Source organism: Providencia sp. PROV205 (assembly GCF_028479505.1).
Lineage (GTDB): Bacteria > Pseudomonadota > Gammaproteobacteria > Enterobacterales > Enterobacteriaceae > Providencia > Providencia huaxiensis.
Genome location: NZ_JAMPNU010000025.1, coordinates 1 through 25,201, shown reverse-complemented (window position 1 = coordinate 25,201; position 25,201 = coordinate 1). Strand labels below are relative to the sequence as shown.

Below are 25,201 nucleotides of genomic sequence, written 5' to 3'. Positions count from 1 at the left end.
CTGTTTTATTTTACACCTATTGCATTAATAGTTTATTGAACAGTTTTTCTGTGGAAAAATACACCAGTGAAACGTATAAACATACTTTCAGAAAATATCTAGACGCTTTACAATGAAAGCTGCGAATGGATGTATCTATATTTTACTTCTGCACAAAGAGACTTTATCTTATCAGTCACTTTTCAATCGGAGAGTTGATTAGAGGTGATGTTACATTCCATCTCAACAATTCGTAATTCTGTTTCCAGCTTGATATCGGGATAAATATGAGTAAAAGCACCGCTGAGATCCGTCAAGCGTTTCTCGACTTTTTTCATACAAAAGGTCATCAAGTGGTCTCTAGTAGTTCACTAGTGCCAAATAATGACCCTACACTATTGTTCACAAACGCAGGGATGAACCAGTTCAAAGATGTATTTCTTGGCCTGGATAAAAGAGCATACTCCCGAGCGACAACTGCGCAGCGCTGTGTGCGTGCAGGTGGTAAACATAACGACTTAGAAAATGTGGGCTATACTGCTCGCCACCATACATTTTTTGAAATGTTAGGCAATTTTAGCTTTGGTGATTACTTTAAGCATGACGCTATTCGTTTTGCTTGGGAGTTATTGACCAGCGAAGAATGGTTTAACTTACCAAAAGAAAGGTTATGGGTGACCGTTTACGCAACTGATGACGAAGCTTATGATATCTGGAATAAAGAAATTGGTATTCCAGTTGAGCGTATTATTCGTATCGGTGATAACAAGGGTGCACCATATGCGTCAGATAACTTCTGGCAGATGGGTGATACAGGTCCTTGTGGCCCATGTACCGAGATTTTCTATGATCACGGTGATCATATATGGGGTGGGCCTCCAGGAAGCCCTGAAGAAGACGGTGACCGCTATATTGAAATTTGGAACTTGGTGTTCATGCAATTTAACCGTCAGTCTGACGGGACAATGGAACCTCTACCAAAACCTTCAGTTGACACAGGAATGGGCTTAGAGCGTATTTCTGCGGTATTGCAGCACGTTAATTCAAACTATGAAATTGATATTTTCCGTGAACTTATCGCAGCTGCAGCTAAAGCAACTGGCGCGACAGATTTAGAAAACAAATCATTACGTGTTATTGCTGACCATATCCGTTCTTGTGCATTCCTTGTTAGCGATGGCGTTATTCCATCGAACGAAGGTCGTGGTTATGTGTTGCGTCGTATTATCCGTCGTGCTGTTCGTCACGGTTATATGCTTGGTGCAAAAGACACCTTCTTCTACAAATTAGTTGCGCCACTGATTAAAGTCATGGGGTCTGCGGCAGATGAACTTGGACGCCAGCAAGCTATGGTTGAAAAAGTTCTTAAGACCGAAGAAGAGCAATTTGCTCGTACTTTAGAACGCGGTCTTCAATTATTAGATGAAGAACTTGCTTCACTGAAAGGGGATACTCTGGATGGTGAAGCTGCATTCCGCTTATATGACACCTATGGTTTCCCAATCGATTTAACGGCAGATGTTTGCCGCGAACGCAATATTAAAGTCGACGAAGACGGCTTTGAGCGAGCGATGGAAGACCAGCGTCGTCGTGCACGTGAATCCAGTGGTTTTGGCGCGGATTATAACTCTTTAATTAAAGTTGATAAGCGTAGTGAATTCTCCGGTTATCAATATGATGAGCAACAAGCCACTATTACTGCACTATATAAAGATGGCCAGCCTGTAGACAGCTTGAATGCGGGTGAAGAAGGCTTAGTTATACTAGATAAAACAGCATTTTATGCAGAGTCTGGTGGGCAAGTCGGTGATACGGGTTATTTAAATAATGAGAGCGCGAGTTTTAAAGTCACGGACACGCAAAAATATGGTCAAGCGATTGGGCATATTGGTCAAGTAGAAGCGGGTTCGCTGGTTGTTAACCATAGAATTACTGCATTCGTGGATAACGCTAGACGTGATGCTATCCGTTTAAATCACTCAGCAACGCACTTACTGCATGCGGCATTACGCCAAGTATTAGGCGACCATGTTTCTCAAAAGGGTTCACTGGTTAATGATAAATACTTGCGTTTTGACTTCTCTCATTTTGAGGCGATGACACAAGATCAACTACGTCAAGTAGAAGATATTGTGAATGCGCAAATCCGTAAAAACTTAGAAATTGAAACTGAGCTGATGGATTTAGAAGGCGCTAAAGCAAAAGGTGCTATGGCATTGTTCGGTGAAAAATATGAAGAGCGCGTGCGCGTTCTGAGTATGGGTGATTTCTCTATCGAGTTATGTGGTGGTACACATGCGCGCCGCACTGGAGATATTGGTTTATTCCGTATCTTGAGTGAATCTGGTACGGCAGCAGGCGTTCGTCGTATTGAAGCGACGACAGGCACAATGGCGATTGAAAGCATTCATCATCAATCAGAGCAACTTTCGGCAATTGCACACTTAGTAAAAGGTGATATGAATAGCCTTGTCGAGAAAGTAAAAGCGGCATTGGACAAATCTCGCCAGCTCGAAAAAGAAATTGTGCAACTAAAAGATCAACAAGCATCTCAAGAAAGTGCTTCACTAAGTAGCAAAGCGAAAGAGGTGAAAGGCATCAAATTGTTAGTCACTCAATTAGGAGATACTGATCCTAAGTTATTGAGAACTATGGTTGATGACCTTAAAAATCAGTTGAAATCAGCGATTATCGTGCTTTCAACAACAAGTGGTGATAAAGTCAGTATGATCGTTGGGGTAACTAATGATTTGACGGCTAAAGTTAAAGCAGGGGATTTGATTTCCCACATTGCAAGTCAGGTAGGTGGTAAAGGTGGTGGCCGCCCAGACATGGCTCAAGCAGGAGGTACTGACGCTAGCGCATTACCTGCTGCTATGGCGAGTGTCGAAGAATGGGTTGAAGCACGCCTGTAAGCACTTACAAAGTTGCCTCATTGAAAAATGAGGCAACTTTAATCTGTTGCGGCATTGTTAATGTATCGTTTGTAGTGCTATATTTTGCTTGTAAATAATTAGAATGCTTGTATTGATGGCATCAATGCTTTAGGTGAATGTCATTGCTTTACGTTTTCACGGTGTGTGATGGACAATAGCGGGGGATACCTAGAGACCCGACTCTTTTAATATTTCAAGGAGCAAAGAATGCTTATTCTGACTCGTCGAGTTGGTGAAACACTCATGATAGGCGATGAGGTAACAGTTACTGTATTGGGTGTCAAAGGCAACCAAGTTCGTATTGGTGTTAATGCCCCAAAAGAAGTTTCTGTTCACCGTGAAGAAATTTATCAACGGATCCAGGCTGAAAAGACTCAACCAGATAATCAATAATAATGAATAAGCGTCCAATGATTGACCACACAGCAAGAATGGGCGCTTGTCTTACTCGTATATTTTCTAAAAATACCCTTTCGCTTTTATAATTCTCTAGCGTCAAACTCATTTTATTGTTTAGTCTTAGGTTTCCTTGTACTGAAATTTTGTTTCCTTTTGTTTGAAATATAGGCTAATCAATCCCGTGAACTCATTTTTATTCGTTTATAGAATAATTTTGTCCCTGTATTTTTGTTTATAAAGTTAGTGTCATAAGGGCTGAAAAGTATCTTTTTCGGTGTTAAACTAATCATCTTGCTTGTGAAATGTGCAAACGGACAACGGAATGCAAAAAGTTTGGAAAAATTGTTTGACTTCTAAGTCTAGGAAAGTAATATGTGCGCCACACAGCAACGAGATGTTTGAAAAAACAAATCGTGTGTAACTAAAATATGGTGAGGTGGCCGAGAGGCTGAAGGCGCTCCCCTGCTAAGGGAGTATGCGGTCAAAAGCTGCATCGAGGGTTCGAATCCCTCCCTCACCGCCATTTTAGATTATGCATCCGTAGCTCAGCTGGATAGAGTACTCGGCTACGAACCGAGCGGTCGGAGGTTCGAATCCTCCCGGATGCACCATCTTTAACCCTATGAGAACATCTGATGGGGTATTGTTTTGGTTTTAGCAGCCAAACAAGGCAGTAACTAAGAAGTTGATTTATAGAAGTAGAAGTTGATACAGAAGTTTGAGAGAGCAGCACATCTTGCATTAAGTATGCATCCGTAGCTCAGCTGGATAGAGTACTCGGCTACGAACCGAGCGGTCGGAGGTTCGAATCCTCCCGGATGCACCATCTCTTAGCTAATAACTTAGCAATATCAATAATACCTTTTAATTTAACTCAATAATAGTTATTGAAACTATCGATTTACTATCGACCAAATTTTGCATCCGTAGCTCAGCTGGATAGAGTACTCGGCTACGAACCGAGCGGTCGGAGGTTCGAATCCTCCCGGATGCACCATCATTAAGAAACTCCTCATTTGAGGAGTTTTTTTTTGCCCAAAATTGTCATTTATAAAATTAACTAAATCGTATTTTCTATACCACTTTGATTTATTCCCTCATAAACCACACATCTAGACAGCGACAATTTATGTGATTTAGGCTAAAGTAATTGCCTTAATAAAATAAATTAACATCACAGGCGGGAGGTCGACTTGATCCCGGACGTATCGAAAGCGCTCTCATGGTTAGAGGCGCACCCAGAAACACTAAATGGTATTCAACGTGGTATAGAGCGTGAAACATTGCGTGTAACCCCTACAGGCGCAATTGCAGAGACCTTGCATCCAGAAGGGCTGGGAAAAGCTTTAACACATAAATGGATCACGACAGATTTTGCGGAGTCCTTACTCGAATTTATTACTCCTGTAGATAAAAGCATTAGCCATAATTTGGCTTTTTTGCGGGATTTGCATCGTTATACAGCTCGTCACCTTCAGAATGAAAGAATGTGGCCGTTGAGTATGCCATGCTTTATTGAAAGTGAAGATAGAATCACTCTTGCACAATATGGTTCTTCTAATGTGGGGCAGTTTAAAACACTGTACCGTGAAGGCCTTAAAAATCGTTATGGTGCTTTGATGCAGACGATAGCAGGGGTGCATTATAACTTCTCTTTGCCGATCGAATTTTGGCAAGCATGGGCAGGAATTGAAGACGCAGAAAGTGGTAAAGAAAAAATTTCTGAAGGCTATTTACGCCTGATTAGAAATTACTATCGCTTCGGTTGGGTTATTCCTTATCTATTTGGCGCATCTCCGGCTATCTGCGGCTCTTTTTTGAAAGATAGGGAGACAACGCTATCATTTGATAAAACGGACTGTGGTACGTATTACTTGCCTTATGCGACATCATTACGCATGAGTGACTTAGGGTATACAAATAAATCACAGAGTGATTTAAACATCACATTCAATAAATTGGATGAATATGTCGAAAGCCTGAAAAAAGCCATTTATAAGCCTTCTGCTGAATTTGAAAAACTGGGTGTTAAAAAAGATGGCAAATATATTCAACTGAATACGAATGTGCTACAAATTGAAAATGAGCTCTACGCTCCAATACGACCTAAACGCGTACCTAAAGGCAGTGAATCACCTTCTGATGCGTTATTACGTGGTGGTATTGAGTACATTGAAGTCCGCTCACTGGATATCAATCCATTCAGTGCGATAGGTGTTAATGAAACTCAAGCACGTTTTGTTGATCTATTCTTAATATGGTGTGTACTTGCTGATGCACCTGAAATGAATGCACAGGAATTAGACTGCTGTCGTCAAAACTGGAATCGTGTCATTCTTGAAGGTCGTAAACCAGGCCAAGTCATTGGTTTCGGCTGTGGCAGCGAAGTTAAACCACTAGTTGACGTTGGACAGCAATTATTTAATGACTTGATCCGCGTTGCTGAAGTGTTAGACACTTGTTGTGATGCCAAATATCAAGAAGTTTGTCACCAATTTTTCGCTATGTTTAAAGACCCAACTCTCACGTATTCAGCGCTTGTTATGGATGAAATGTTAGAAAAAGGTATTGGTGGTTACGGGTTAGAATTAGCTGAAAAATATTTTGAACAGCTAGTGAATGAGCCGTATGAAGTGATAACTGAAGAGCAATTTGAGCAAGCACGATTAGCTTCAATAGAGAAGCAAGCAAAGATGGAACAAAGTGAGAGCGAAAGCTTTGAGGACTATCTGCGCATTCATGCAGGACGCTAAAAGAAATGGCCACGCTAGGTGGCCAAAAAAAAATCTCTTAGAGAATTAGGGATGATAACAAATTGCGCGTCTTTCAATAATTCAGACTCTGTATTTTCAAAATAGTTTCATTTATTTTAGAAAATATTTTTTATTTTCGAGGAGGTCACGAAATGCCATTATTAGATAGCTTTACTGTCGATCATACTCGCATGTCAGCACCTGCTGTACGTGTGGCAAAAACCATGAAAACACCAAGCGGTGATACCATCACAGTTTTTGATTTGCGTTTTACTGTACCCAATGAAGAAGCCATGACAGAAAAAGGGACGCATACTTTAGAGCACCTCTTTGCAGGCTTTATGCGTGATCATCTTAACGGAAATGGTGTTGAAATTATTGATATTTCACCAATGGGGTGCCGTACTGGTTTTTATATGAGCCTTATCGGCCAGCCAGATGAACTGCGTGTTGCTAAGGCCTGGAAGGCTGCAATGGAAGATGTTTTGCAAGTGAAAGACCAAAACAAGATCCCTGAATTGAATGTCTATCAGTGTGGTACATACAAAATGCACTCACTGGAAGAAGCCCAGCAAATTGCACGTAATGTTCTTGCATCAGAAATTGGCATCAATAAAAATGATGAATTAGCATTACCAGCAGAGAAACTTGAACAGCTACATGTTTAGCTTTTTATCAAATATTCTCTATGAAAAGAGCCAATTAAGGCTCTTTTTATTTTTATATGAGAATTAGATTGCAAGTTTATGACTAAATCAAAGGTCAGGGACTTGAGAACTAAATGTAAGAGGCGTGATCCTTACTTGTTTAACGATATTTTCACTCATCGCTAATACTTCGATAAGGTAATGGCCTACCACAATTTGCTCTTCAAGTTGTGGAATATCACCGATGACCTCTAAAACCATGCCATTAACCGTCCTAGGACCATCTATAGGGAGATTCCAATCAAAAGCCTTATTCAGTTCACGAATATTCGCAGAACCGTCTACAAGAACGCTCCCGTCACTTTGTGGCAAGACTTCTTCAGCCAAAGATGGTGACATAGAGGTTGTGAAGTCACCTACTATCTCTTCTAATATATCCTCGACAGTGATAAGACCTTGAATTTCACCGTATTCATCAACAATGATCCCAAGTTTTTCTTTATTGTGCTGGAAGTTAACTAACTGAACATTTAATGGTGTACTGTTAGGAATAAAATAAATGTTATCCGCAGCTTTGATGAGGTTTTGCTTATTAAACTCACGCTTTTCCATCATGAGACGGTAGGCTTCGCGGACGCGTAAAATACCAATGGAGTCATCAAGTGAGTCACGGTATAACACAATACGGCCATGAGGTGAGTGGGTGAGCTGCCGAATAATTGATTTCCAGTCATCATTGACATCAATACCAACAATTTCATTCCTTGGCAGCATAATATCGCCGACAGTGACTTTGTCTAAATCTAGAATTGAAATCAACATGTCTTGATTTCGGCGGCTAATTTTATGCTTTGATTCGTTAACAATGGTGCGTAGCTCTTCCTTATTAACTGCATCAGTTCGTGCGGTTAGTGACTTTACCCCAATGCAGCGTAACAGTAGTGCTGAAATAGTATTAAATGCCCAAACAATAGGCATCATGACTACTTGCAATGGTTTTAAGAAGTAACTACTTGGGAATGCGATTTTTTCAGGGTACAGCGCTGCCAGTGTTTTGGGCATGACTTCTGCAAAAATGAGGATCACAAAAGTCAGGATCCCCGTCGATATCGCGACTCCAGCGTTACCATACAGCCGCATACCGATAATCGTCGCTAATGCGGATGCGACTATGTTGATTAAGTTGTTACCAATAAGGACTAGACTTAACAGTTTGTCAGGGTGTCTAAGAAGTTTTTCAACGCGGATCGCTGAGCGATTACCTTGTTTTGCTAAATGTTTTAACCGATAACGGTTTAGCGTCATCATCCCTGTTTCTGATGCAGAGAAATAGGCTGACATAAAAATTAAAACAATCAATATGATGATTAGCGTACTCGTGGACACATCATCCAAAACAAGTTTCCTTATATTGTGAAAGTCGTGGCTTTATTTGTGTCAAAATACCATAAACTCCTGTATTAAACGGTTACCAAAAAAAGCCATTGTTAAGATGATTGAGCCACCAACATGGAAAAATAGGACGCGCTTACCTCGCCATCCTCCATGGAAATGCCCCCAAAGTAGAGTGATATAAACAAACCAGGCGATCACGGATAACACCGATTTATGAATATTTTCTTTATCAAAAATATTATCCATATAAATAAAACCGGTACATAAGGTAAGAGTTAGCAAAATGACGCCAACTTGAGTGACGTGGAACATTTTACGTTCAATCACCATCATAGGAGGCATATCGGGGCTAAATTTTAAGGTTTTGTTTTTTAGCTGATGGTCAATTAAAGCCACTTGTAATGCATATAAAGCGGCAATAAGAAGCGTTGCATAGCTCAATAAAGCTAAGCCAATGTGAACAAAAAGTGGTACTCGCGCTTCGAGATGCGTAATAAACTCCCCAGGCATTAGCGTCGACAACATCAAGTTAATGATGGCAAAACTATAGACGATGGGTGTTAAGTACCAAGCTTTTCCCCAGTAAGCGACAACAGTCATAATCACACACATGAGTAAGCTCACTGTTGAGCCTAAATTCAGCAGTGTGAGGTTTTGTCCTTCGGCTTCACTAAAAATCAAAAATTTCAATGTAATTGCGTGAGTCACTAACGCAATCACAGCAAGAAAAAGTGCGAGATAGCGGTAAAGTGGCTGCTTGCGCACTTGGCCGGGGACGATCAGTAATAGACTGACCATGTATGTACAAACTGCTATGACTGCAAATACGGGCATAGTATAGTGTCGTTAATCATTTTTAGTGGAAAGTTATTTCATAGTATAACTTGTACGAGTGTAGGCTCCAACTATTGGACGGGCCAATCGCAATATATTCGTTGCTGATAGCATTTCATGCGCCTACTGGCTTGGTTTGTATTATTAAACTCAAACCATAATAACCTGTATCATCTGTTTCAAACAGGGGGCAGCGAAAAAACTGCGAGCATGTTACAATGGTGGCATTATTTTGCCGCGATTATTTTTAGTGTTGGTTTTCCTTCATCATAGTGAAGGCATTGATGCTTATAATTCAAGTTGTTAGATAATGCACACTTGAAATTATCTGTATTAGCAACCAGATCAGGCTGACATCGGCCCATCAACAGAATTGAGCTAAGACATATGTTTGATAATTTAACTGACAGACTATCGCGCACGTTGCGCAATATCAGTGGGCGTGGCCGTCTAACTGATGAAAATATTAAAGAAACACTACGCGAAGTTCGCATGGCCTTACTGGAAGCTGACGTTGCTTTACCAGTTGTCCGTGAATTCATTCAAAAAGTTAAAGAAAATGCGGTTGGGCAAGATGTCAATAAAAGTCTAACACCAGGCCAAGAGTTCATCAAAATAGTTCAAAATGAACTGACTAGGGCGATGGGGGACGAAAACCACCAACTTAATTTGTCCGCACAACCCCCCGCAGTTGTTTTAATGGCGGGCTTGCAAGGTGCAGGTAAAACAACCAGCGTTGCAAAATTAGGTAAGCATCTAAAAGAAAAACAGAAGAAAAAAGTATTAGTTGTCTCAGCTGACGTTTATCGCCCCGCAGCGATTAAACAATTAGAGACATTAGCTGAAAGTGTTGGAATAGACTTTTTCCCTTCAGAAGTACAAGAAAAACCCGCAGCAATTGTTCAAAAAGCATTAAAACATGCACAATTGCAATTCTACGATGTGTTGTTGGTGGATACCGCAGGTCGCTTACACGTCGATGAAGCGATGATGGAAGAAATCCAAGAAGTTCACCGCATTATTAAGCCAGTTGAGACCTTATTCGTCGTTGATGCGATGACAGGGCAGGATGCGGCAAACACAGCGAAAGCATTTAATGAAGCCTTACCACTGACAGGGGTTGTATTGACCAAGGTCGATGGTGATGCTCGAGGCGGTGCGGCACTTTCAATTCGTGCGATTACGGGGAAACCTATTAAATTCTTAGGTGTTGGTGAAAAAACTGATGCCTTAGAACCATTCCACCCAGAGCGCGTCGCGTCGCGTATCCTTGGCATGGGTGATGTGATTTCTCTGATTGAAGAGATTGAGCATAAAGTTGACCGTGATGAAGCTGAAAAGCTTGCTAAAAAACTTAAAACGGGAGATGGCTTTGATTTAAATGACTTTTTAAGTCAATTAAAGCAAATGCGTAATATGGGCGGCATGGCGAGTATGATGAGTAAAATGCCTGGAATGTCTCAGTTACCCGATGCCGTTAAGTCCCAAATGGATGATAAAATCACCGTTCGTATGGAAGCGATGATTAATTCCATGACACGTAAAGAACGTGAAAAACCAGAAATTATTAAAGGCTCGCGAAAACGTCGTATTGCGGCAGGTTCGGGAACTACTGTGCAAGAAGTTAATCGCCTCTTGAAACAATTTGATGATATGCAACGCATGATGAAGAAAATGAAAAAAGGCGGCTTAGCCAAGATGATGCGCGGCATGAAAGGTATGATGCCACCGGGTTTTCCGGGGCGTTAAGCAATAAAGCCTCAAACAAAACGCACTTTTGATTGATTTTTGCGTCAAAGTGAGTAAACTTTTCGGGCTTTTTATATGACAGCCGGACTCTATCCCTCGATGGAGTCTGGTTGTTTTGTTAACTAATGAGGATGTTATGGTAACAATTCGTTTATCTCGTGGCGGCGCTAAAAAACGTCCGTTCTACCAAATCGTTGTAACCGATAGCCGCAATGCGCGTGACGGTCGTTTCATTGAGCGTATCGGTTTCTTCAACCCGATCGCTGCAGGTCAAGCAGAAGAACTGCGTTTAGACCTAGACCGTGTTGAGCATTGGGTTGGCTTAGGCGCAACTATTTCTGACCGTGTTGCACAACTGGTCAAACAAGCTAAGAAAGCAGCTTAATCTGTCGCGGTGGTAACAATGAGCAAGCAAACTAAACTACAGCCACCTGAAAACCCAATAGTATTGGGGAAATTAGGTGCGGCATACGGTATTCGTGGTTGGCTCAAAGTTTTTTCGTCCACCGAACATGCTGAAAGTATTTTTGAGTATCAGCCTTGGTTTATCCAACGTTCAGGTCAATGGCAACACATTGAAATTGAAGATTGGAAACATCATAACAAGGATATCATCGTCAAGCTGAACGGGGTCGATGACCGCGATGCAGCAGCACTCTTGACTAACTTTGAAATTGCGGTTGATTCAACCCAACTTCCTGAGTTAGAAAACGAATACTACTGGAAAGACCTGATGGGCTGCCACGTAGTGACGTTACAAGGCTATGACCTTGGTACCATCACTGACATGATGGAGACTGGTTCAAATGATGTACTGGTCATTAAGGCGAACTTAAAAGATGCATTTGGCATCAAGGAGCGGTTGGTTCCGTTTCTTGATGGGCAGGTTATCAAGAAAGTCGATCTCGATGCCAAACTTATTGAAGTGGATTGGGATCCTGGTTTTTAAATCTCCGGTTGAACGGTTTTGATGAGTGGGACGAAATCATGTGGATTGGTGTAATTAGCCTGTTTCCCGAAATGTTCCGCGCAATAACCGAGTACGGGGTAACTGGCCGGGCAGTGAAGAATGGCCTGCTAACATTTGAGTGCTGGAATCCGCGAGATTTTACTCACGATAGGCACAAGACTGTTGATGATCGCCCCTATGGTGGTGGTCCAGGCATGCTGATGATGGTGCAACCGCTTAAGGATGCAATCAACGCAGCAAGAACTGAGGCTGGTGAGGGTGCAAAGGTTATTTATCTTTCACCGCAAGGGCGCAAACTCAGTCAAGACGGTGTTTGCGAGCTGGCAACCAATGAGAAATTGATCCTCGTTTGTGGCCGCTATGAAGGCATTGATGAACGTATCATTCAAACCGAAGTTGACGAAGAATGGTCAATCGGTGATTACGTTCTCAGTGGTGGGGAACTCCCCGCGATGGTGTTGATTGACTCAGTTTCACGGTTTATACCCGGGGTACTTGGTCATCAAGCCTCTGCCCAAGAAGACTCTTTTGCAGATGGTTTGTTAGATTGTCCACACTATACCCGCCCTGAAGTGTTAGATGGCATGCAAGTTCCTGATGTTTTACTTTCAGGAAACCACGCTAAAATAGATAGCTGGCGCATGAAACAATCACTCGGCCGTACCTGGCTTAGAAGACCTGAGCTTCTGGAAAGCCTAGCTCTGACTGACGAGCAGAGGATGTTGCTGGCTGAATTCCAACGGGAATATCAGTCTGAGCAACAAATGAATCCAGACAATTAATTGTCTAAACATATCAGTTTACCTAGGGTAAGAGAGTTATTATGAGCAACATTATTAAACAAATCGAAGAAGAGCAAATGAAGCAGGACGTACCTTCATTCCGTCAGGGTGACACCGTGGAAGTTAAGGTATGGGTCGTAGAAGGCTCTAAAAAACGTCTGCAGGCATTCGAGGGCGTGGTTATCGCTATTCGTAACCGCGGTCTGCACTCTGCATTCACTGTTCGTAAAATTTCTAACGGCGAAGGTGTTGAGCGTGTATTCCAAACTCACTCTCCAGTCGTAGATAGCATTGCTGTTAAACGTCGTGGTGCTGTTCGCAGATCTAAACTGTACTACCTGCGTGAGCGTTCTGGTAAGGCAGCTCGTATCAAAGAGCGTCTGAACGCCAAGTAATACGCTTTCGCTACATCCGAAAGTTATGTTATAGAGAGGCCCGCTTTTGCGGGCCTTTTTATATTCGTCACTATATTCTTCATATTTCAAATTGTAGCTGTGTTGGCTGCACTCATTCGCACTAGTCACATACTTGTGTATGCTCCTAGCGTCTCATTCCTTTGCCGCCTTGCTACAACTCGAACTATTTAGAATATAGCTGAGAGATTAACCTCTTAATCTGTAAATAAATATTTACTAAAAATTAGTATTGAACACTAATTTAAATATTATAAATGTTAATTTTATGTAAATTTTCATATTTATCAATTTATTACTGGGGTGTAAATATTTATTTACATACATGGAAGTATTTTACATAAATGGATTGAATTGTTTACGATGCATGGTATGTTATTACTCATGCACTCAAACACAATACGTAAATAATAAACTAAGCAAATATAAGCTAATAAGTAGGTAAAAAATGATCATGCAAAAAGATGTACTCAACAACGTGAATATTCAAGACGAGCAGGTATTAATCACTCCTGAGAGTCTGAAAGCAAAATATCCGCTGAGTAACAGCAGCCTGCATGCCATTGCGACATCGCGCCAAGTGATTGCTGATATCATTCATCAACGCGACCCTCGCTTACTCGTGGTATGTGGTCCTTGCTCAATCCATGATGTGGATGCTGCGATTGAATATGGTGAGCGTTTGAAAGTATTAGCCGAAGAATTAAGTGATAGCTTATATATTGTGATGCGTGTGTATTTTGAAAAACCTCGTACAACAGTGGGTTGGAAAGGCTTGATTAGTGACCCATTTATGGATGGCTCCTTTGAAATGGAAAAAGGCCTACATATTGCTCGTGACTTGTTGACTAATTTAGTGAATATGGGCCTACCATTAGCAACAGAAGCACTGGATCCTAACAATCCTCAATACTTAGGGGATTTATTCAGTTGGTCTGCAATTGGTGCAAGAACGACTGAATCACAAACACACCGTGAAATGGCATCAGGCTTATCTATGCCTGTTGGTTTTAAAAATGGGACCGATGGTAGCTTATCTACAGCAATTAATGCGTTAAAAGCAGCAGCAATGCCACACCGTTTTATGGGAATTAACCAATCGGGTCAAGTTTGTTTATTGCATACTAAAGGCAATAGTAATGGGCATGTTATTTTACGTGGTGGAAAAACGCCTAATTACAATGCTGAAGATATCGCGGCTTGTGAAGTGGAAATGAAAAAAGCAGGTTTAGCGCCATCGCTTATGGTGGATTGTAGCCATGGAAACTCAAATAAAGATTACCGCCGTCAACCATTAGTTGTTGATTCTATTATTGAACAAATTATTAATGGTAATGAATCAATTACAGGTATTATGTTAGAAAGCCATATTAATGAAGGGAATCAAACATCTGAACAAGCCCGTGACGCAATGAAATACGGTGTTTCAGTAACAGATGCCTGCATTAACTGGCAAACGACGGAAACGGTATTGCGTAATTTACATCAGGCATTGTTACCTGTGCTTGAACAACGTGCGCAGAAATTGAGTAAAGTGAGCTGATCAAGGTATTGGTATGTCTGTTGAGTTAACCCATTTACGGGAACAAATTGATGAAGTTGATAAATCTTTATTAGATTTATTAGCAAAAAGGCTGCAACTGGTTGCTGAAGTCGGTGAAGTGAAAAGCTTACATGGTTTACCGATTTATGTGCCTGAACGAGAAACAAGCATGTTGGCAGCACGTCGCGCAGAAGCTGAGCGTATGGGGATCCCGCCTGATCTGATTGAAGATATTCTTAGGCGGATCATGCGCGAATCTTATGCACGTGAAAATGATAAAGGGTTTAAAACACTGAACCCATCAGCAGGCCCCATTGTGATTGTTGGTGGTGATGGGAAAATGGGACGGCTATTTCATCGTCTCCTTAACTTATCAGGCTACCAAGTAAAGACCTTAAATGAAGGTGATTGGCCGCAAGCAGAATCTATAGTAGCAGGTGCTAGCATCGTGATGATTAGTGTGCCAATACATTTGACGGTACAAGTCATCAACCAACTGCCTAGGCTGGATAAAAGCACGGTCTTGATGGATATTGCATCGATTAAGCAACAGCCATTAGAAGCGATGTTAGCAGCCCATGATGGGCCAGTACTTGGGCTTCACCCGATGTTTGGCCCTGATATTGGTAGTGTTGCAAAGCAAGTTTTTGCTTACTGTAATGGCCGTAGTTCAGAGGCTTATCAATGGTTCCTTGAACAACTATTAGTTTGGGGAGCTCGTTTGAAAGAAATATCAGCCGAAGAGCATGATAGAAACATGAGCTTTATTCAGGCATTACGCCACTTTACAACATTTACTTACGGGCGAAATCTTGCTGAGGAAAATATCGATTTACAGCAATTGCTTGATTTATCATCGCCTATTTATCGCTTAGAGCTTGCGATGGTTGGGCGTCTATTTGCCCAAGACCCTCAACTATATGCAGACATTATTATGTCTTCAAATGAAAATGTTGAATTGATACGTAGATATCATCAGTTATTAGGTGATTCAATAGCACTACTAGAGAACAAAGATAAAGCAGAATTTATTCGCCAATTTAATCAAGTTAGTCAGTGGTTCGGCGAAGATGCCCATCATTTTATGAAAGAAAGCCAATCATTATTGCAACGAGCAAATGATAATCGAAAATAATCATCTCCACCCTCTATCGTGTTTTATGGCGGTAGGGGGCTTTAATTTTTGTTGATTTATTATTATCTTCCATAGTCTTCTGTTTTAGCTAATCTTGTCTATATATTTATTTAAAATAAGCAATTGTACTTATATGTATAATTTCTATCGAATAATATGCCACTTAGCCAAAAATTAAATTTATTCACTATTTAATTCTAAATTAATCGATTTATAAAATTAATATTTATAAATCGATCGATTTATGTGATAAAGATTTCATCTATTTTACCGATAACTCTACTCATTAAATGATGGTTAGCGTGGTAAATATATGTTTTTTAAAAATCTTAAAATCAGTATGAAGTTAACGGTCGCATTTGGTAGTTTTGTTGCGCTTATTATCTTAAGTTCAATATTTTCTTTAGCAAATATGAACCGAGCTAATGAAGGAATGAAGCAAGTGCTTTATGAAAGCTACCCTATTGCTTCGACAGCAGGGCAGATGATGGATAACTTTTATTCTTTTATTGGGATCCAAGAGCTTATTTTACTTGATGATCGTGGGAGTGATAAGCGTCGTGAAGAGCTGGCTAAAATTACACTGAAAATAACAGAGTTATTTGAAAAATTAGAAACTAGTGTGACCGATGATCGTTCTAAAGAAATTTTGGCGGACTTACGTGTGATCCGCCAACAGTTCCATGCATCACAGGCTCGTATGAATGCGTTCTTACAACAGAACAATCGCCAAGCTGCCATTGACGAGATGATGACGAAAACGTCGAGTATTCAGCGTGATTATCGAGACCAAATTCAAACTTTAATGGCAATTCAAGATTTGCAGATGCAAGAGATTGGCCGGAAAGTTAATGCAGACTATGAAAGTAATAAAATATTACTAGCAGTGCTATCAATCTTGAGTATTGGCGCGGGCTGCATAATGGGTTGGTATATTACGACAATTATTACAAGGCCATTGGAAAATGCAGTCAATTTCGCTCAGTCGATTGCAAATGGGGATCTGACTAAGGATATTCAGGTTACCTCAAAAGATGAAACAGGAGTGTTATTAAATTCACTTAATGCGATGAAAGAGCACCTACTAGAAATCGTTCAAGAGGTTCAGCAAGGTTCTGAAAGTATTTCGGCAGCAGCAGGGCAGATTGTTGCGGGGAACCAAAACCTGGCCGCGCGCACCGAAGAGCAAGCTGCATCAGTTGAAGAAACAGCCAGTTCAATGGAACAAATCACGTCAACGGTTCAAAACACGACTGAACACACTCATGAAGCCAGTATGCTTGCAGACCAAGCTGCGATTATTGTGCAAAATAATGGTGACATGATGAGCCAAGTCACGAACAAAATGCGTGCAATTAATGGTTCGTCATCACAGATGACAGAAATTATTAATCTAATCGACTCTATTGCATTCCAAACCAATATTTTAGCATTGAATGCATCTGTTGAAGCCGCAAGAGCTGGTGAGCATGGGCGAGGCTTCGCTGTTGTTGCTGGAGAAGTAAGATTATTAGCACAGAAAAGTGCCGCTTCCGCGAGTGATATTCGTGCGTTGATTGAAAATTCATCGGCACAAACACAAGAAGGCATGGAACTTGTTGAAAAAGCAACTCAACAAATACATGGCATGGTTGATAGTGTAAAAGAGATGAATGCGTTATTACGTGAAATTGGGCAGGCTAGCCGTGAGCAAAGCGATGGCATTTCTCAAATCAATAGTGCGGTCGGGCAGCTTGATTTAACTACACAGCAAAATGCGAGTCTAGTTGAAGAATCTGTTGTCGCAGCGGACTCATTAAATGAACAGGCGTACCATTTGAAGGAGCTAGTCAATTATTTCAGAGTGAAATCGTCGACTCACCAACTTGAAGTGAGAGTATAGTTTCAGTTTAATAGGCTGCACTGAAAAATGCAGCCTAACTATATCTTATTAAGGTGTAATTTTTTCAGGTTCAACAGGAACCACATTTTCGGATGGGTAGCAGCCTAATATTTTAATCGACCTAGTAATTGTTGAAAGCTCTCTTAAAGCTTGTTGCATATTATCTGAACGTAAGTTTGCATGCACATCGACATAAAACATCTCTTCCCACGGTTTTCCATTAATTGGGCGTGATTCTAATTTGCTCATAATTATCTTATTATTTTTCAAAATAACTAATGCATCAACTAAAGCACCGGCTTGTTGGCCAGTAGTAAGAAGTAGTGTTGTTTTTGCAGGAACTTGTTCTGTGACTTCAATTGCTTGTGGTGCAACAACAATAAAGCGAGTCATATTAATTTGCTGATTAGCAAGGTTATGCTCTATTACACTTAAATCATATAGTGCGCCACCAGCTTCACTTCCAAGAGCTGCGACACTTGGTGAGTTTTGGTCTGCGACCATTTGCATTGCAGTTGAAGTGCTATCACAATATTTTATTTCCCAGTGTGGGAATTGCGCTAAGTACTGGCTACATTGCTGGAAAGGCTGTGGATGGCTATAAACGGTTTTGATCTGACTGAGATCGGTATTTCCTGTAGTTAAGAGACAATGGTTAATTGGGAGCCGAATCTCTCCGACGATTGATAATGACGTATTTTGCAGTAAATCGTAAACATCGTTAATTGCGCCCGAACTGGTGTTTTCTATTGGCAAAATACCATATTCCGCTTGTCCATTTTCAACTAATGAAAAAATATCTTGGAATTTGTGGCAACTGCATTCAACCAATTGGTCAAAATGACGGGCTGAGTACTGGCGTGCAGCAATGTGTGAATAAGAGCCTTTAGGCCCTAAGAACGCAAACCGGGCAGTGTCACTAGGGGTTAAATTTAAATGCTTTTGTAAAATTGCCTGTTGTGTAAGAACGGAGTCCTCAATAATCATTTGAAATAAGCGAGTAATATAAAAGCCATCAAGCCCTAGAGGTTTGCCTTTGTTAATTAAAACATCCAAAAGCTGGCGTTCACGGTCTTTATCACGAATTGGGCGGCTATCATCAATTTTTGTTTCCGCAACTTCAACAGCATAACCACGGCGCTTTGCTAAAAGATTGAGTAACTCACTATCCAGTTGGCTTATTTTTTCTCTTACTTTCAATAAATTAGTGCTGTTTTCCATTCTGCCCACCCTGTTAATATTATGATATAAAAAAAGCCCCCTAGAGGGGGCTTTTTAATTTTGTCTTCTTTTCTTTCTCGAACGACAAAAGCCCCTAATTAGGAGTTGCTAAAGAAGAAAAAGAAAACAAAATTAAGATTCATATGAATACCTTTAATCAGATTCAATTTAAATAAACCCGATACTCACTAAGAAGTCAATAGGTAAGGATCAGAAACATAAAAAAACGCGCCCATAGTGAGCGCGTTTGTAAGGTTCAAGATTAGTTGATAGATAATATAAAATTATAACGTAACAGTATTATTCGCTTCTTTTACACTATTATATGCTCTTCTTGATTCTCCTTTATGTTGCACTTTATTGAGTTGTCTTTCGAGTTTGTTAATTAGTTCATTAATTGCAACGTACATATCTTCATGTTTGGCACTTGCGACCAATTTTCCTGTCGCTGTTTTTATGTTGGCATCAACCATAAAACCTTGTGGCTCTTTTGATAATACAATATGGGTATTTATCAGGGATACTTGCCACTTGTCGAGTTTTGTTAGACGGCTCTCAATGTGCTCACGAATCGCTGGGGTAATGTCCATTTGCTTGCTAGTAATGTTCACTATCATATAGTTACCTCTCATTGTTTCCGTCTTTGTTGAGTTCAGAATACCTATTCTTGCTAAGAAAAAATTGATGTAGATCACATCTCATTCAGGGGAAGAGTAACAGCTATCTGAAGTGTGATTTCACATAAAAAAGGGGTGAAAAAGCATTGCCAAAATGAATGGATTAAGGGACACTGATTGAGTTGGCTAGGGGAACGGTAAATAGCCGGAGCTTTTTTTGGGTTAAAATTAGTCCCTTAAATGAGCAAGCAACTAAATCGCCGCTAGCAAAGAAAAACAGCAGCCTTGGCTGCTGTTTTAGATCTCACGATGTTATTATTGTGGGTTTGCAGCAATAATACTCGCAACTTTATTCGCTTCTTGGTTTAGCCCCATCTCATTATAAGCAATTTCCATGTATGCTAAGGCATTACGTGTTGCTTCTGTGTCTGGGTAGTCTTTTAGCATTTGTTGAACACGATTAACAACCGCGACATAAGCACCGCGTTTGTTGTAGTATTCGACAACAGAAAGGTCGAATTTCGCTAAACGGTCTTTCAAGAAGACTAATCGCTTACTCGCATCATTTGAGTATAAGCTGTTAGGATAGTAGCGAACTAGCTGACTGAAATCTTTGAATGCAACTCGTGCATGCTGTGGGTCTCTGTCTGAGCGGTCGATACCAAAAAGGCCTTGCAATAAGCTATCATCCAGAGCCATTGCGGTTAAGCCTCGCATATAGAGGACATAATCAATATTTGGATGAGTTGGGTTCAAACGCATGAAACGGTCAATCGCAGCTATCGCCATTGGCAGTTCTGCTGATTTATAATATGCATAAATCAGGTCTAATTGAACCTGTTGAGCATATGGACCAAATGGATAACGGTTATCAAGAGCTTCAAATTGTTTAATCGCTGCTTTAAAATTGCCGTCCTGTAATTTTTGCTGACCCGTTGCATATATTTCAGCAGGGGAGCTATCAGGGCTGACTTCAGGAGTGCTGGAACAGCCGACTAAAATCAGGCTCAACGTGGCTGCAGCCACCAGATTTTTCATACGTATCATCACGTGTAGGTTATCCTCTGAGTGTTTCGAGGGAGTCTATCCATAAGGCTCCCGGCAAAATTCGAGTTACAATAGCATATATTTTAAATGAAACGGCGCTGCCGTCAAAATACAAACACCAAAAAGTAGATTAATTTATGGCTCAACAAGTACAACTTAGTGCAACTATCGCTGAATCACAGCTTGGTCAACGTTTAGATCAGGCTTTGGCCGAATTGTTCCCTGATTATTCACGTTCTCGCATAAAAGAATGGATTTTAGCTGATAGAGTGCAGGTTAATGGCAAAGTTATCAATAAGCCAAAAGAAAAAGTTTTCGGCAGTGAACAAATTTTAATCGATGCCCTCATTGAAGAAGATAATCGCTGGGAACCACAAGATATCCCACTTAATGTGATTTATGAAGATGAAGATATCTTAATTATTAATAAACCGCGTGATTTAGTTGTTCACCCTGGTGCAGGGAACCCTGATGGCACAATTTTGAATGCGTTGTTATATCGCTATCCTGAAATTGCAGATGTGCCAAGAGCCGGTATTGTTCATCGTTTAGATAAAGACACCACTGGCTTAATGGTTGTAGCAAAAACAGTTCCTGCTCAAACCCACCTCGTTGAAGCATTGCAACGTAGAGAAATTACGCGTGAATATGAAGCGGTTGCGGTAGGCCGTATGACTGCGGGGGGTATGGTAGAAGAACCTATCTCTCGTCATCCAACTAAAAGAACGCATATGGCTGTTCATCCAATGGGGAAACCTGCGGTAACGCATTATCGAATAATGGAGCACTTTAGAGCCCATACTCGGTTACGTTTACGTCTGGAAACGGGGAGAACCCACCAAATCCGTGTCCATATGGCCCACATCAATCATCCACTAATTGGTGACCCTTTATACGGTGGCCGTCCGCGTCCATTAAAAGGGGCGACAGAAGAATTTCTGGACGTGATGCGTAATTTTGATAGGCAAGCACTGCACGCCACCATGTTACGCTTATATCACCCAATTTCAGGTATTCAAATGGAGTGGCATGCACCGTTACCTGATGATATGGTTAAGCTTATTGAAGCTCTAAAAGCAGATACTGAACTGCATAAAGACGATATGGACTGGTAATGAATACATTGATTTTCCCTGATTGGCCACAACCTAACAACATAGCGAGCTGTAGTACAACGCGTGCAGGTGGTGTGAGCCTACCACCTTTTGATAGCTTGAATTTAGGTGATCATGTTGGGGATATACCCAATGCCGTCAGTGAAAATCGTCAACGCCTTGAGACGCTTGCTCAGCTACCACAACAACCAGTTTGGCTTGAGCAAGTTCATGGAACGGATGTGCTTCAGCTTGTTGGTGATAAAATTCATAATAGGCAAGCGGACGCCGTGTACAGTAATCAGGTTGGTCAAGTTTGTGCCATTATGACTGCGGATTGCTTGCCTGTGTTATTTACTAATCAAGCAGGAACGGAAGTGGCAGCAGCCCACGCAGGGTGGCGCGGGCTATGTCATGGGGTTCTTGAAAATACAATCAATCAGTTTATTAGTCCTGCAAATGAAATTATCGCTTGGCTTGGCCCCGCTATTGGTGCTGAGAAATTTGAAGTTGGTAAAGAAGTCAAAGAGGCTTTTGTTAATCAATCATCTGATTTAGCCTCTGCCTTTATTCCTTATAATGATAAATATCTAGCTGATATTTATTTATTAGCACGTAAAAAACTACAGGCTGCTGGCGTAACGAAGGTCTATGGTGGTGATTTTTGTACAGTAACAGATAAAAACAGATTTTTTTCCTATCGAAGGGAAGGAAAAACCGGCAGGATGGCATCATTAATATGGATAAATACCTAGCGTTGGTGTTTTGTTCTAAATTAATGGATATAACAGAAATAATTCCTTGCGAAACTTGAATATTTAATAACTGACCTCATCTAGTATCCAGTAGCAAATTTAATCTCATTTATTGGAGGTGTTATGCGTCTGGACCGTTTAACGAATAAATTCCAGCAAGCTCTCGCTGACGCCCAATCACTAGCCCTTGGGCGCGAAAACCAGTTTATCGAACCTATTCATCTATTAAGTGCCCTTTTTAATCAAGAGGGTGGCACAGTTCGTCCATTGCTGACGACGTTAGGCGTGAATGCCGTACAATTTCAGCAAAAAGTCGAAGATGCATTAGGGCGTTTACCTCAAGTGCAAGGTGTAGCGGGCGATGTTCAACCATCAAGTGACTTAATGCGTCATTTGAATTTATGTGATCAGTTGGCACAAAAGCACGGAGATGAGTTTATCTCCTCAGAATTATTTCTTGTCGCAGCTTTAGAAGCCAATACGACATTAGCAGACATGCTCAAAGCTGCTGGTGTTAATAAAGATAATTTAAAAAAGGCAATAGAACAGATGCGTGGTGGAGAAAAAGTGAATGACCAAAGCGCTGAAGACCAGCGCCAAGCCTTGAAAAAATACACTGTTGATTTAACCGAACGTGCAGAGCAAGGCAAATTAGACCCAGTGATTGGTCGAGATGAAGAAATTCGTCGGACCATTCAAGTACTACAACGCCGTACTAAAAATAACCCAGTGCTGATTGGTGAGCCAGGTGTTGGTAAAACAGCAATTGTTGAAGGGTTAGCACAACGTATTGTAAATGGTGAAATACCAGAAGGGCTAAAAAACAAACGCGTATTATCTCTGGATATGGGGGCGCTGATTGCGGGTGCGAAATATCGTGGTGAGTTTGAAGAGCGTTTGAAAGCGGTTCTAAATGACCTTGCCAAACAGGAAGGTAACGTCATTCTGTTTATTGATGAGTTACACACCATGGTTGGTGCAGGTAAAGCCGATGGTGCGATGGATGCGGGTAATATGTTAAAACCAGCTCTAGCTCGCGGTGAATTACACTGTGTTGGTGCAACCACATTAGATGAATATCGTCAATACATTGAGAAAGACCCTGCTTTAGAGCGTCGTTTCCAGAAAGTGTATGTGGCAGAGCCATCTGTTGAAGACACAATTGCCATTTTACGTGGTTTAAAAGAGCGTTATGAATTGCATCACCACGTACAGATAACAGACCCAGCGATTGTGGCGGCAGCAACGTTATCACATCGGTATATTACTGACCGTATGTTACCTGATAAAGCAATTGACTTGATTGATGAAGCGGGTGCAAGTTTACGTATGCAAATGGATTCGAAACCTGAATCCTTGGATAGGCTGGAACGTCGTATTATTCAGCTCAAACTTGAACAGCAAGCGCTGAAAAAAGAATCGGATGACGCAAGTAAAAAACGTCTTGAAATGTTAGAAGAAGAGCTTGCAGAGAAAGAGCGTGAATATTCTGCGTTAGAAGAAGAATGGAAAGCTGAAAAAGCATCATTAACGGGTACTCAGCATATTAAAGCTGAACTTGAAAATACACGTATCGAGATGGAAAAAGCACGCCGTATGGGTGATTTGGCAAAAATGTCCGAATTGCAATACGGTAAAATTCCAGAATTGGAAAAACAGCTGGAAGCAGCAACGAAAGCTGAAGGTAAAAGCATGAAACTGTTACGTAACAAAGTAACAGATGTTGAAATTGCTGAAATCTTAGCGCGTTGGACTGGTATCCCAGTATCTCGAATGCTAGAAAGCGAAAGAGAAAAACTGTTACGCATGGAACAGCAACTCCATCAGCGTGTTATTGGGCAAGATGAAGCGGTCGTTGCAGTATCGAATGCAATTCGTCGTAGCCGTGCAGGGTTATCAGACCCAAATCGCCCAATTGGCTCGTTTATGTTTTTAGGGCCAACAGGGGTAGGTAAAACTGAGTTGTGTAAAGCGTTAGCAAACTTCATGTTTGATAGCGATGATGCAATGGTTCGTATCGACATGTCTGAATTTATGGAAAAACATGCGGTGTCGCGTTTAGTGGGCGCACCTCCAGGTTATGTCGGTTATGAAGAAGGTGGGTATTTAACCGAAGCTATTCGACGTCGTCCATATTCCGTCATTTTATTGGATGAAGTTGAGAAAGCACACCCTGATGTTTTCAACATTTTATTGCAAGTGCTTGATGATGGACGCTTAACGGATGGGCAAGGTAGAACGGTAGACTTCCGTAATACGGTGATCATTATGACATCTAACTTGGGTTCTGACTTAATCCAAGAAAGGTTTGGCATGATTGGTTATTCAGAAATGAAAGATATGGTGATGGAAGTGGTATCTCATAGTTTCAGGCCTGAATTCATTAACCGTATCGATGAAGTCGTTGTATTCCATCCATTAGGTAAAGAGCAAATTACGAATATTGCCAATATTCAACTGGCTCGTTTATACAAACGTCTTGAAGAGCACGGTTATGAAGTCAGCGCAACACCAGCTGCACTTGAGAAAATTGGGGAGGCTGGTTTTGACCCAATCTTCGGAGCAAGGCCATTGAAACGTGCAATTCAGCAGGAAATTGAAAACCCTCTGGCACAAGAAATCTTGTCAGGTAGGTTATTGCCAGGTAAACCAGTCATTTTAGATGTAGAAAATGACGAAATTGTTGCTAAACAGTAATTGATATTATTGTAGAATCAAAAGGTGGCTATCATTAGCCACCTTTTTTATATCAAATTACGTATAAAACTGCTTTTTTTGTTTGAGAATTGGTCGTAAAGTATAAAATGTAGTCACTTGAAAGTTTTTTTCAAAAAAACACTTGCCAGATTTTTCTGACTCCCTATAATGCGCCACCACTGACCGGGAACAAGACAACGCAAAGCGCGATGAACACTGAAACGGCAGCGAGAGATTCTGAAAAGAAAAAGCAAAAATTGCTTGACTCTCACGGAGGAAAACGTAATATACGCCTCCTCGCAACAACGACCCGGTTCACGAAATCAGGTGTCGACATCGAAAGATGGTTGCAA

General features: G+C 41.0%; 20 protein-coding genes, 4 tRNA genes and 1 other annotated feature. Of the genes, 19 read left to right on the top strand and 5 right to left on the bottom strand.

The window, feature by feature from the left end:
• Positions 1-266: 266 nt before the first annotated feature.
• From alaS to luxS, 8 genes are all read left to right on the top strand, one after another.
• The gene (gene alaS / locus PR800_RS15310; protein WP_195698308.1) at positions 267-2,894 is read left to right on the top strand and encodes an alanine--tRNA ligase; all 2,628 of its coding nucleotides are present in this window, start codon (positions 267-269) and stop codon (positions 2,892-2,894) included.
• Between the two features lie 228 nt (positions 2,895-3,122).
• A complete protein-coding gene (gene csrA / locus PR800_RS15305) occupies positions 3,123-3,308 on the top strand; it encodes a carbon storage regulator CsrA (protein ID WP_004264815.1) in 186 nt (61 codons plus the stop codon).
• Between the two features lie 436 nt (positions 3,309-3,744).
• Positions 3,745-3,837: transfer RNA gene (locus tag PR800_RS15300), tRNA-Ser, on the top strand.
• Positions 3,838-3,848: 11 nt separating this feature from the next.
• Positions 3,849-3,925 (top strand) — tRNA-Arg (locus tag PR800_RS15295).
• A 138-nt stretch (positions 3,926-4,063) separates the two neighbouring features.
• Positions 4,064-4,140: transfer RNA gene (locus PR800_RS15290), tRNA-Arg, on the top strand.
• Between the two features lie 94 nt (positions 4,141-4,234).
• Positions 4,235-4,311, top strand: a tRNA-Arg gene (locus PR800_RS15285).
• 196 nt (positions 4,312-4,507) lie between these two features.
• Positions 4,508-6,067 carry a glutamate--cysteine ligase gene (gene gshA, locus PR800_RS15280; protein ID WP_102139734.1) on the top strand — a complete coding sequence of 520 codons (1,560 nt, stop codon included), beginning with the start codon at positions 4,508-4,510 and terminating at the stop codon, positions 6,065-6,067.
• Positions 6,068-6,219: 152 nt separating this feature from the next.
• The gene (gene luxS / locus PR800_RS15275) at positions 6,220-6,735 is read left to right on the top strand and encodes an S-ribosylhomocysteine lyase (protein WP_166267719.1); all 516 of its coding nucleotides are present in this window, start codon (positions 6,220-6,222) and stop codon (positions 6,733-6,735) included.
• An 87-nt stretch (positions 6,736-6,822) separates the two neighbouring features.
• On the opposite strand, the gene PR800_RS15270 is transcribed toward luxS, so the two are convergent.
• Positions 6,823-8,109: a CNNM domain-containing protein gene (locus tag PR800_RS15270; RefSeq protein ID WP_102139732.1), complete on the bottom strand. Its 1,287-nt coding sequence runs from the start codon at positions 8,107-8,109 to the stop codon at positions 6,823-6,825.
• A 42-nt stretch (positions 8,110-8,151) separates the two neighbouring features.
• Positions 8,152-8,943, bottom strand: coding sequence for a cytochrome C assembly family protein (locus PR800_RS15265; RefSeq protein WP_102139731.1), 792 nt, complete (start codon positions 8,941-8,943; stop codon positions 8,152-8,154).
• Positions 8,944-9,330: 387 nt separating this feature from the next.
• Between PR800_RS15265 and ffh the strand changes: the two genes are divergently transcribed.
• From ffh to PR800_RS15225, 8 genes are all read left to right on the top strand, one after another.
• The gene (gene ffh / locus PR800_RS15260) at positions 9,331-10,692 is read left to right on the top strand and encodes a signal recognition particle protein (protein WP_102139730.1); all 1,362 of its coding nucleotides are present in this window, start codon (positions 9,331-9,333) and stop codon (positions 10,690-10,692) included.
• Positions 10,693-10,828: 136 nt separating this feature from the next.
• Complete coding sequence (gene rpsP, locus PR800_RS15255) at positions 10,829-11,077, top strand: 30S ribosomal protein S16 (protein ID WP_004264823.1); 249 nt, start codon at positions 10,829-10,831, stop codon at positions 11,075-11,077.
• Positions 11,078-11,095: 18 nt separating this feature from the next.
• Positions 11,096-11,641: a ribosome maturation factor RimM gene (gene rimM, locus PR800_RS15250; RefSeq protein WP_047757188.1), complete on the top strand. Its 546-nt coding sequence runs from the start codon at positions 11,096-11,098 to the stop codon at positions 11,639-11,641.
• Between the two features lie 38 nt (positions 11,642-11,679).
• Positions 11,680-12,444, top strand: coding sequence for a tRNA (guanosine(37)-N1)-methyltransferase TrmD (trmD, locus tag PR800_RS15245; protein ID WP_125893610.1), 765 nt, complete (start codon positions 11,680-11,682; stop codon positions 12,442-12,444).
• A gap of 41 nt (positions 12,445-12,485) precedes the next feature.
• A complete protein-coding gene (gene rplS, locus PR800_RS15240; RefSeq protein ID WP_096864779.1) occupies positions 12,486-12,839 on the top strand; it encodes a 50S ribosomal protein L19 in 354 nt (117 codons plus the stop codon).
• Between the two features lie 466 nt (positions 12,840-13,305).
• Complete coding sequence (locus tag PR800_RS15235) at positions 13,306-14,400, top strand: 3-deoxy-7-phosphoheptulonate synthase (RefSeq protein ID WP_102139727.1); 1,095 nt, start codon at positions 13,306-13,308, stop codon at positions 14,398-14,400.
• 13 nt (positions 14,401-14,413) lie between these two features.
• Positions 14,414-15,535: a bifunctional chorismate mutase/prephenate dehydrogenase gene (tyrA, locus tag PR800_RS15230; protein ID WP_102139726.1), complete on the top strand. Its 1,122-nt coding sequence runs from the start codon at positions 14,414-14,416 to the stop codon at positions 15,533-15,535.
• Between the two features lie 313 nt (positions 15,536-15,848).
• Positions 15,849-17,417, top strand: coding sequence for a methyl-accepting chemotaxis protein (locus PR800_RS15225; protein ID WP_272531111.1), 1,569 nt, complete (start codon positions 15,849-15,851; stop codon positions 17,415-17,417).
• A gap of 48 nt (positions 17,418-17,465) precedes the next feature.
• Here the strand turns inward: PR800_RS15225 and pheA are convergent, their stop codons facing one another.
• The 3 genes from pheA to bamD form a co-directional block, all read right to left on the bottom strand.
• Positions 17,466-18,638, bottom strand: coding sequence for a bifunctional chorismate mutase/prephenate dehydratase (pheA, locus tag PR800_RS15220; RefSeq protein ID WP_102139724.1), 1,173 nt, complete (start codon positions 18,636-18,638; stop codon positions 17,466-17,468).
• Between the two features lie 26 nt (positions 18,639-18,664).
• Positions 18,665-18,782 (bottom strand) — a sequence feature (Phe leader region).
• 140 nt (positions 18,783-18,922) lie between these two features.
• Positions 18,923-19,255, bottom strand: a complete 333-nt coding sequence (raiA, locus tag PR800_RS15215; protein ID WP_102139723.1) for a ribosome-associated translation inhibitor RaiA — start codon at positions 19,253-19,255, stop codon at positions 18,923-18,925.
• A 315-nt stretch (positions 19,256-19,570) separates the two neighbouring features.
• The gene (bamD, locus tag PR800_RS15210; RefSeq protein ID WP_102139722.1) at positions 19,571-20,302 is read right to left on the bottom strand and encodes an outer membrane protein assembly factor BamD; all 732 of its coding nucleotides are present in this window, start codon (positions 20,300-20,302) and stop codon (positions 19,571-19,573) included.
• 137 nt (positions 20,303-20,439) lie between these two features.
• Here bamD and rluD point away from each other — a divergent pair, with 137 nt between their 5' ends.
• From rluD to clpB, 3 genes are all read left to right on the top strand, one after another.
• Positions 20,440-21,417, top strand: coding sequence for a 23S rRNA pseudouridine(1911/1915/1917) synthase RluD (rluD, locus tag PR800_RS15205; protein ID WP_239979387.1), 978 nt, complete (start codon positions 20,440-20,442; stop codon positions 21,415-21,417).
• Complete coding sequence (gene yfiH, locus PR800_RS15200; RefSeq protein ID WP_272531110.1) at positions 21,417-22,151, top strand: purine nucleoside phosphorylase YfiH; 735 nt, start codon at positions 21,417-21,419, stop codon at positions 22,149-22,151. The genes rluD and yfiH overlap by 1 nt, the downstream gene beginning before the upstream one ends.
• A gap of 123 nt (positions 22,152-22,274) precedes the next feature.
• Entirely contained in the window at positions 22,275-24,848 is a 2,574-nt protein-coding gene (gene clpB / locus PR800_RS15195; protein ID WP_102139719.1) for an ATP-dependent chaperone ClpB, read from the top strand.
• Positions 24,849-25,201: the final 353 nt, after the last annotated feature.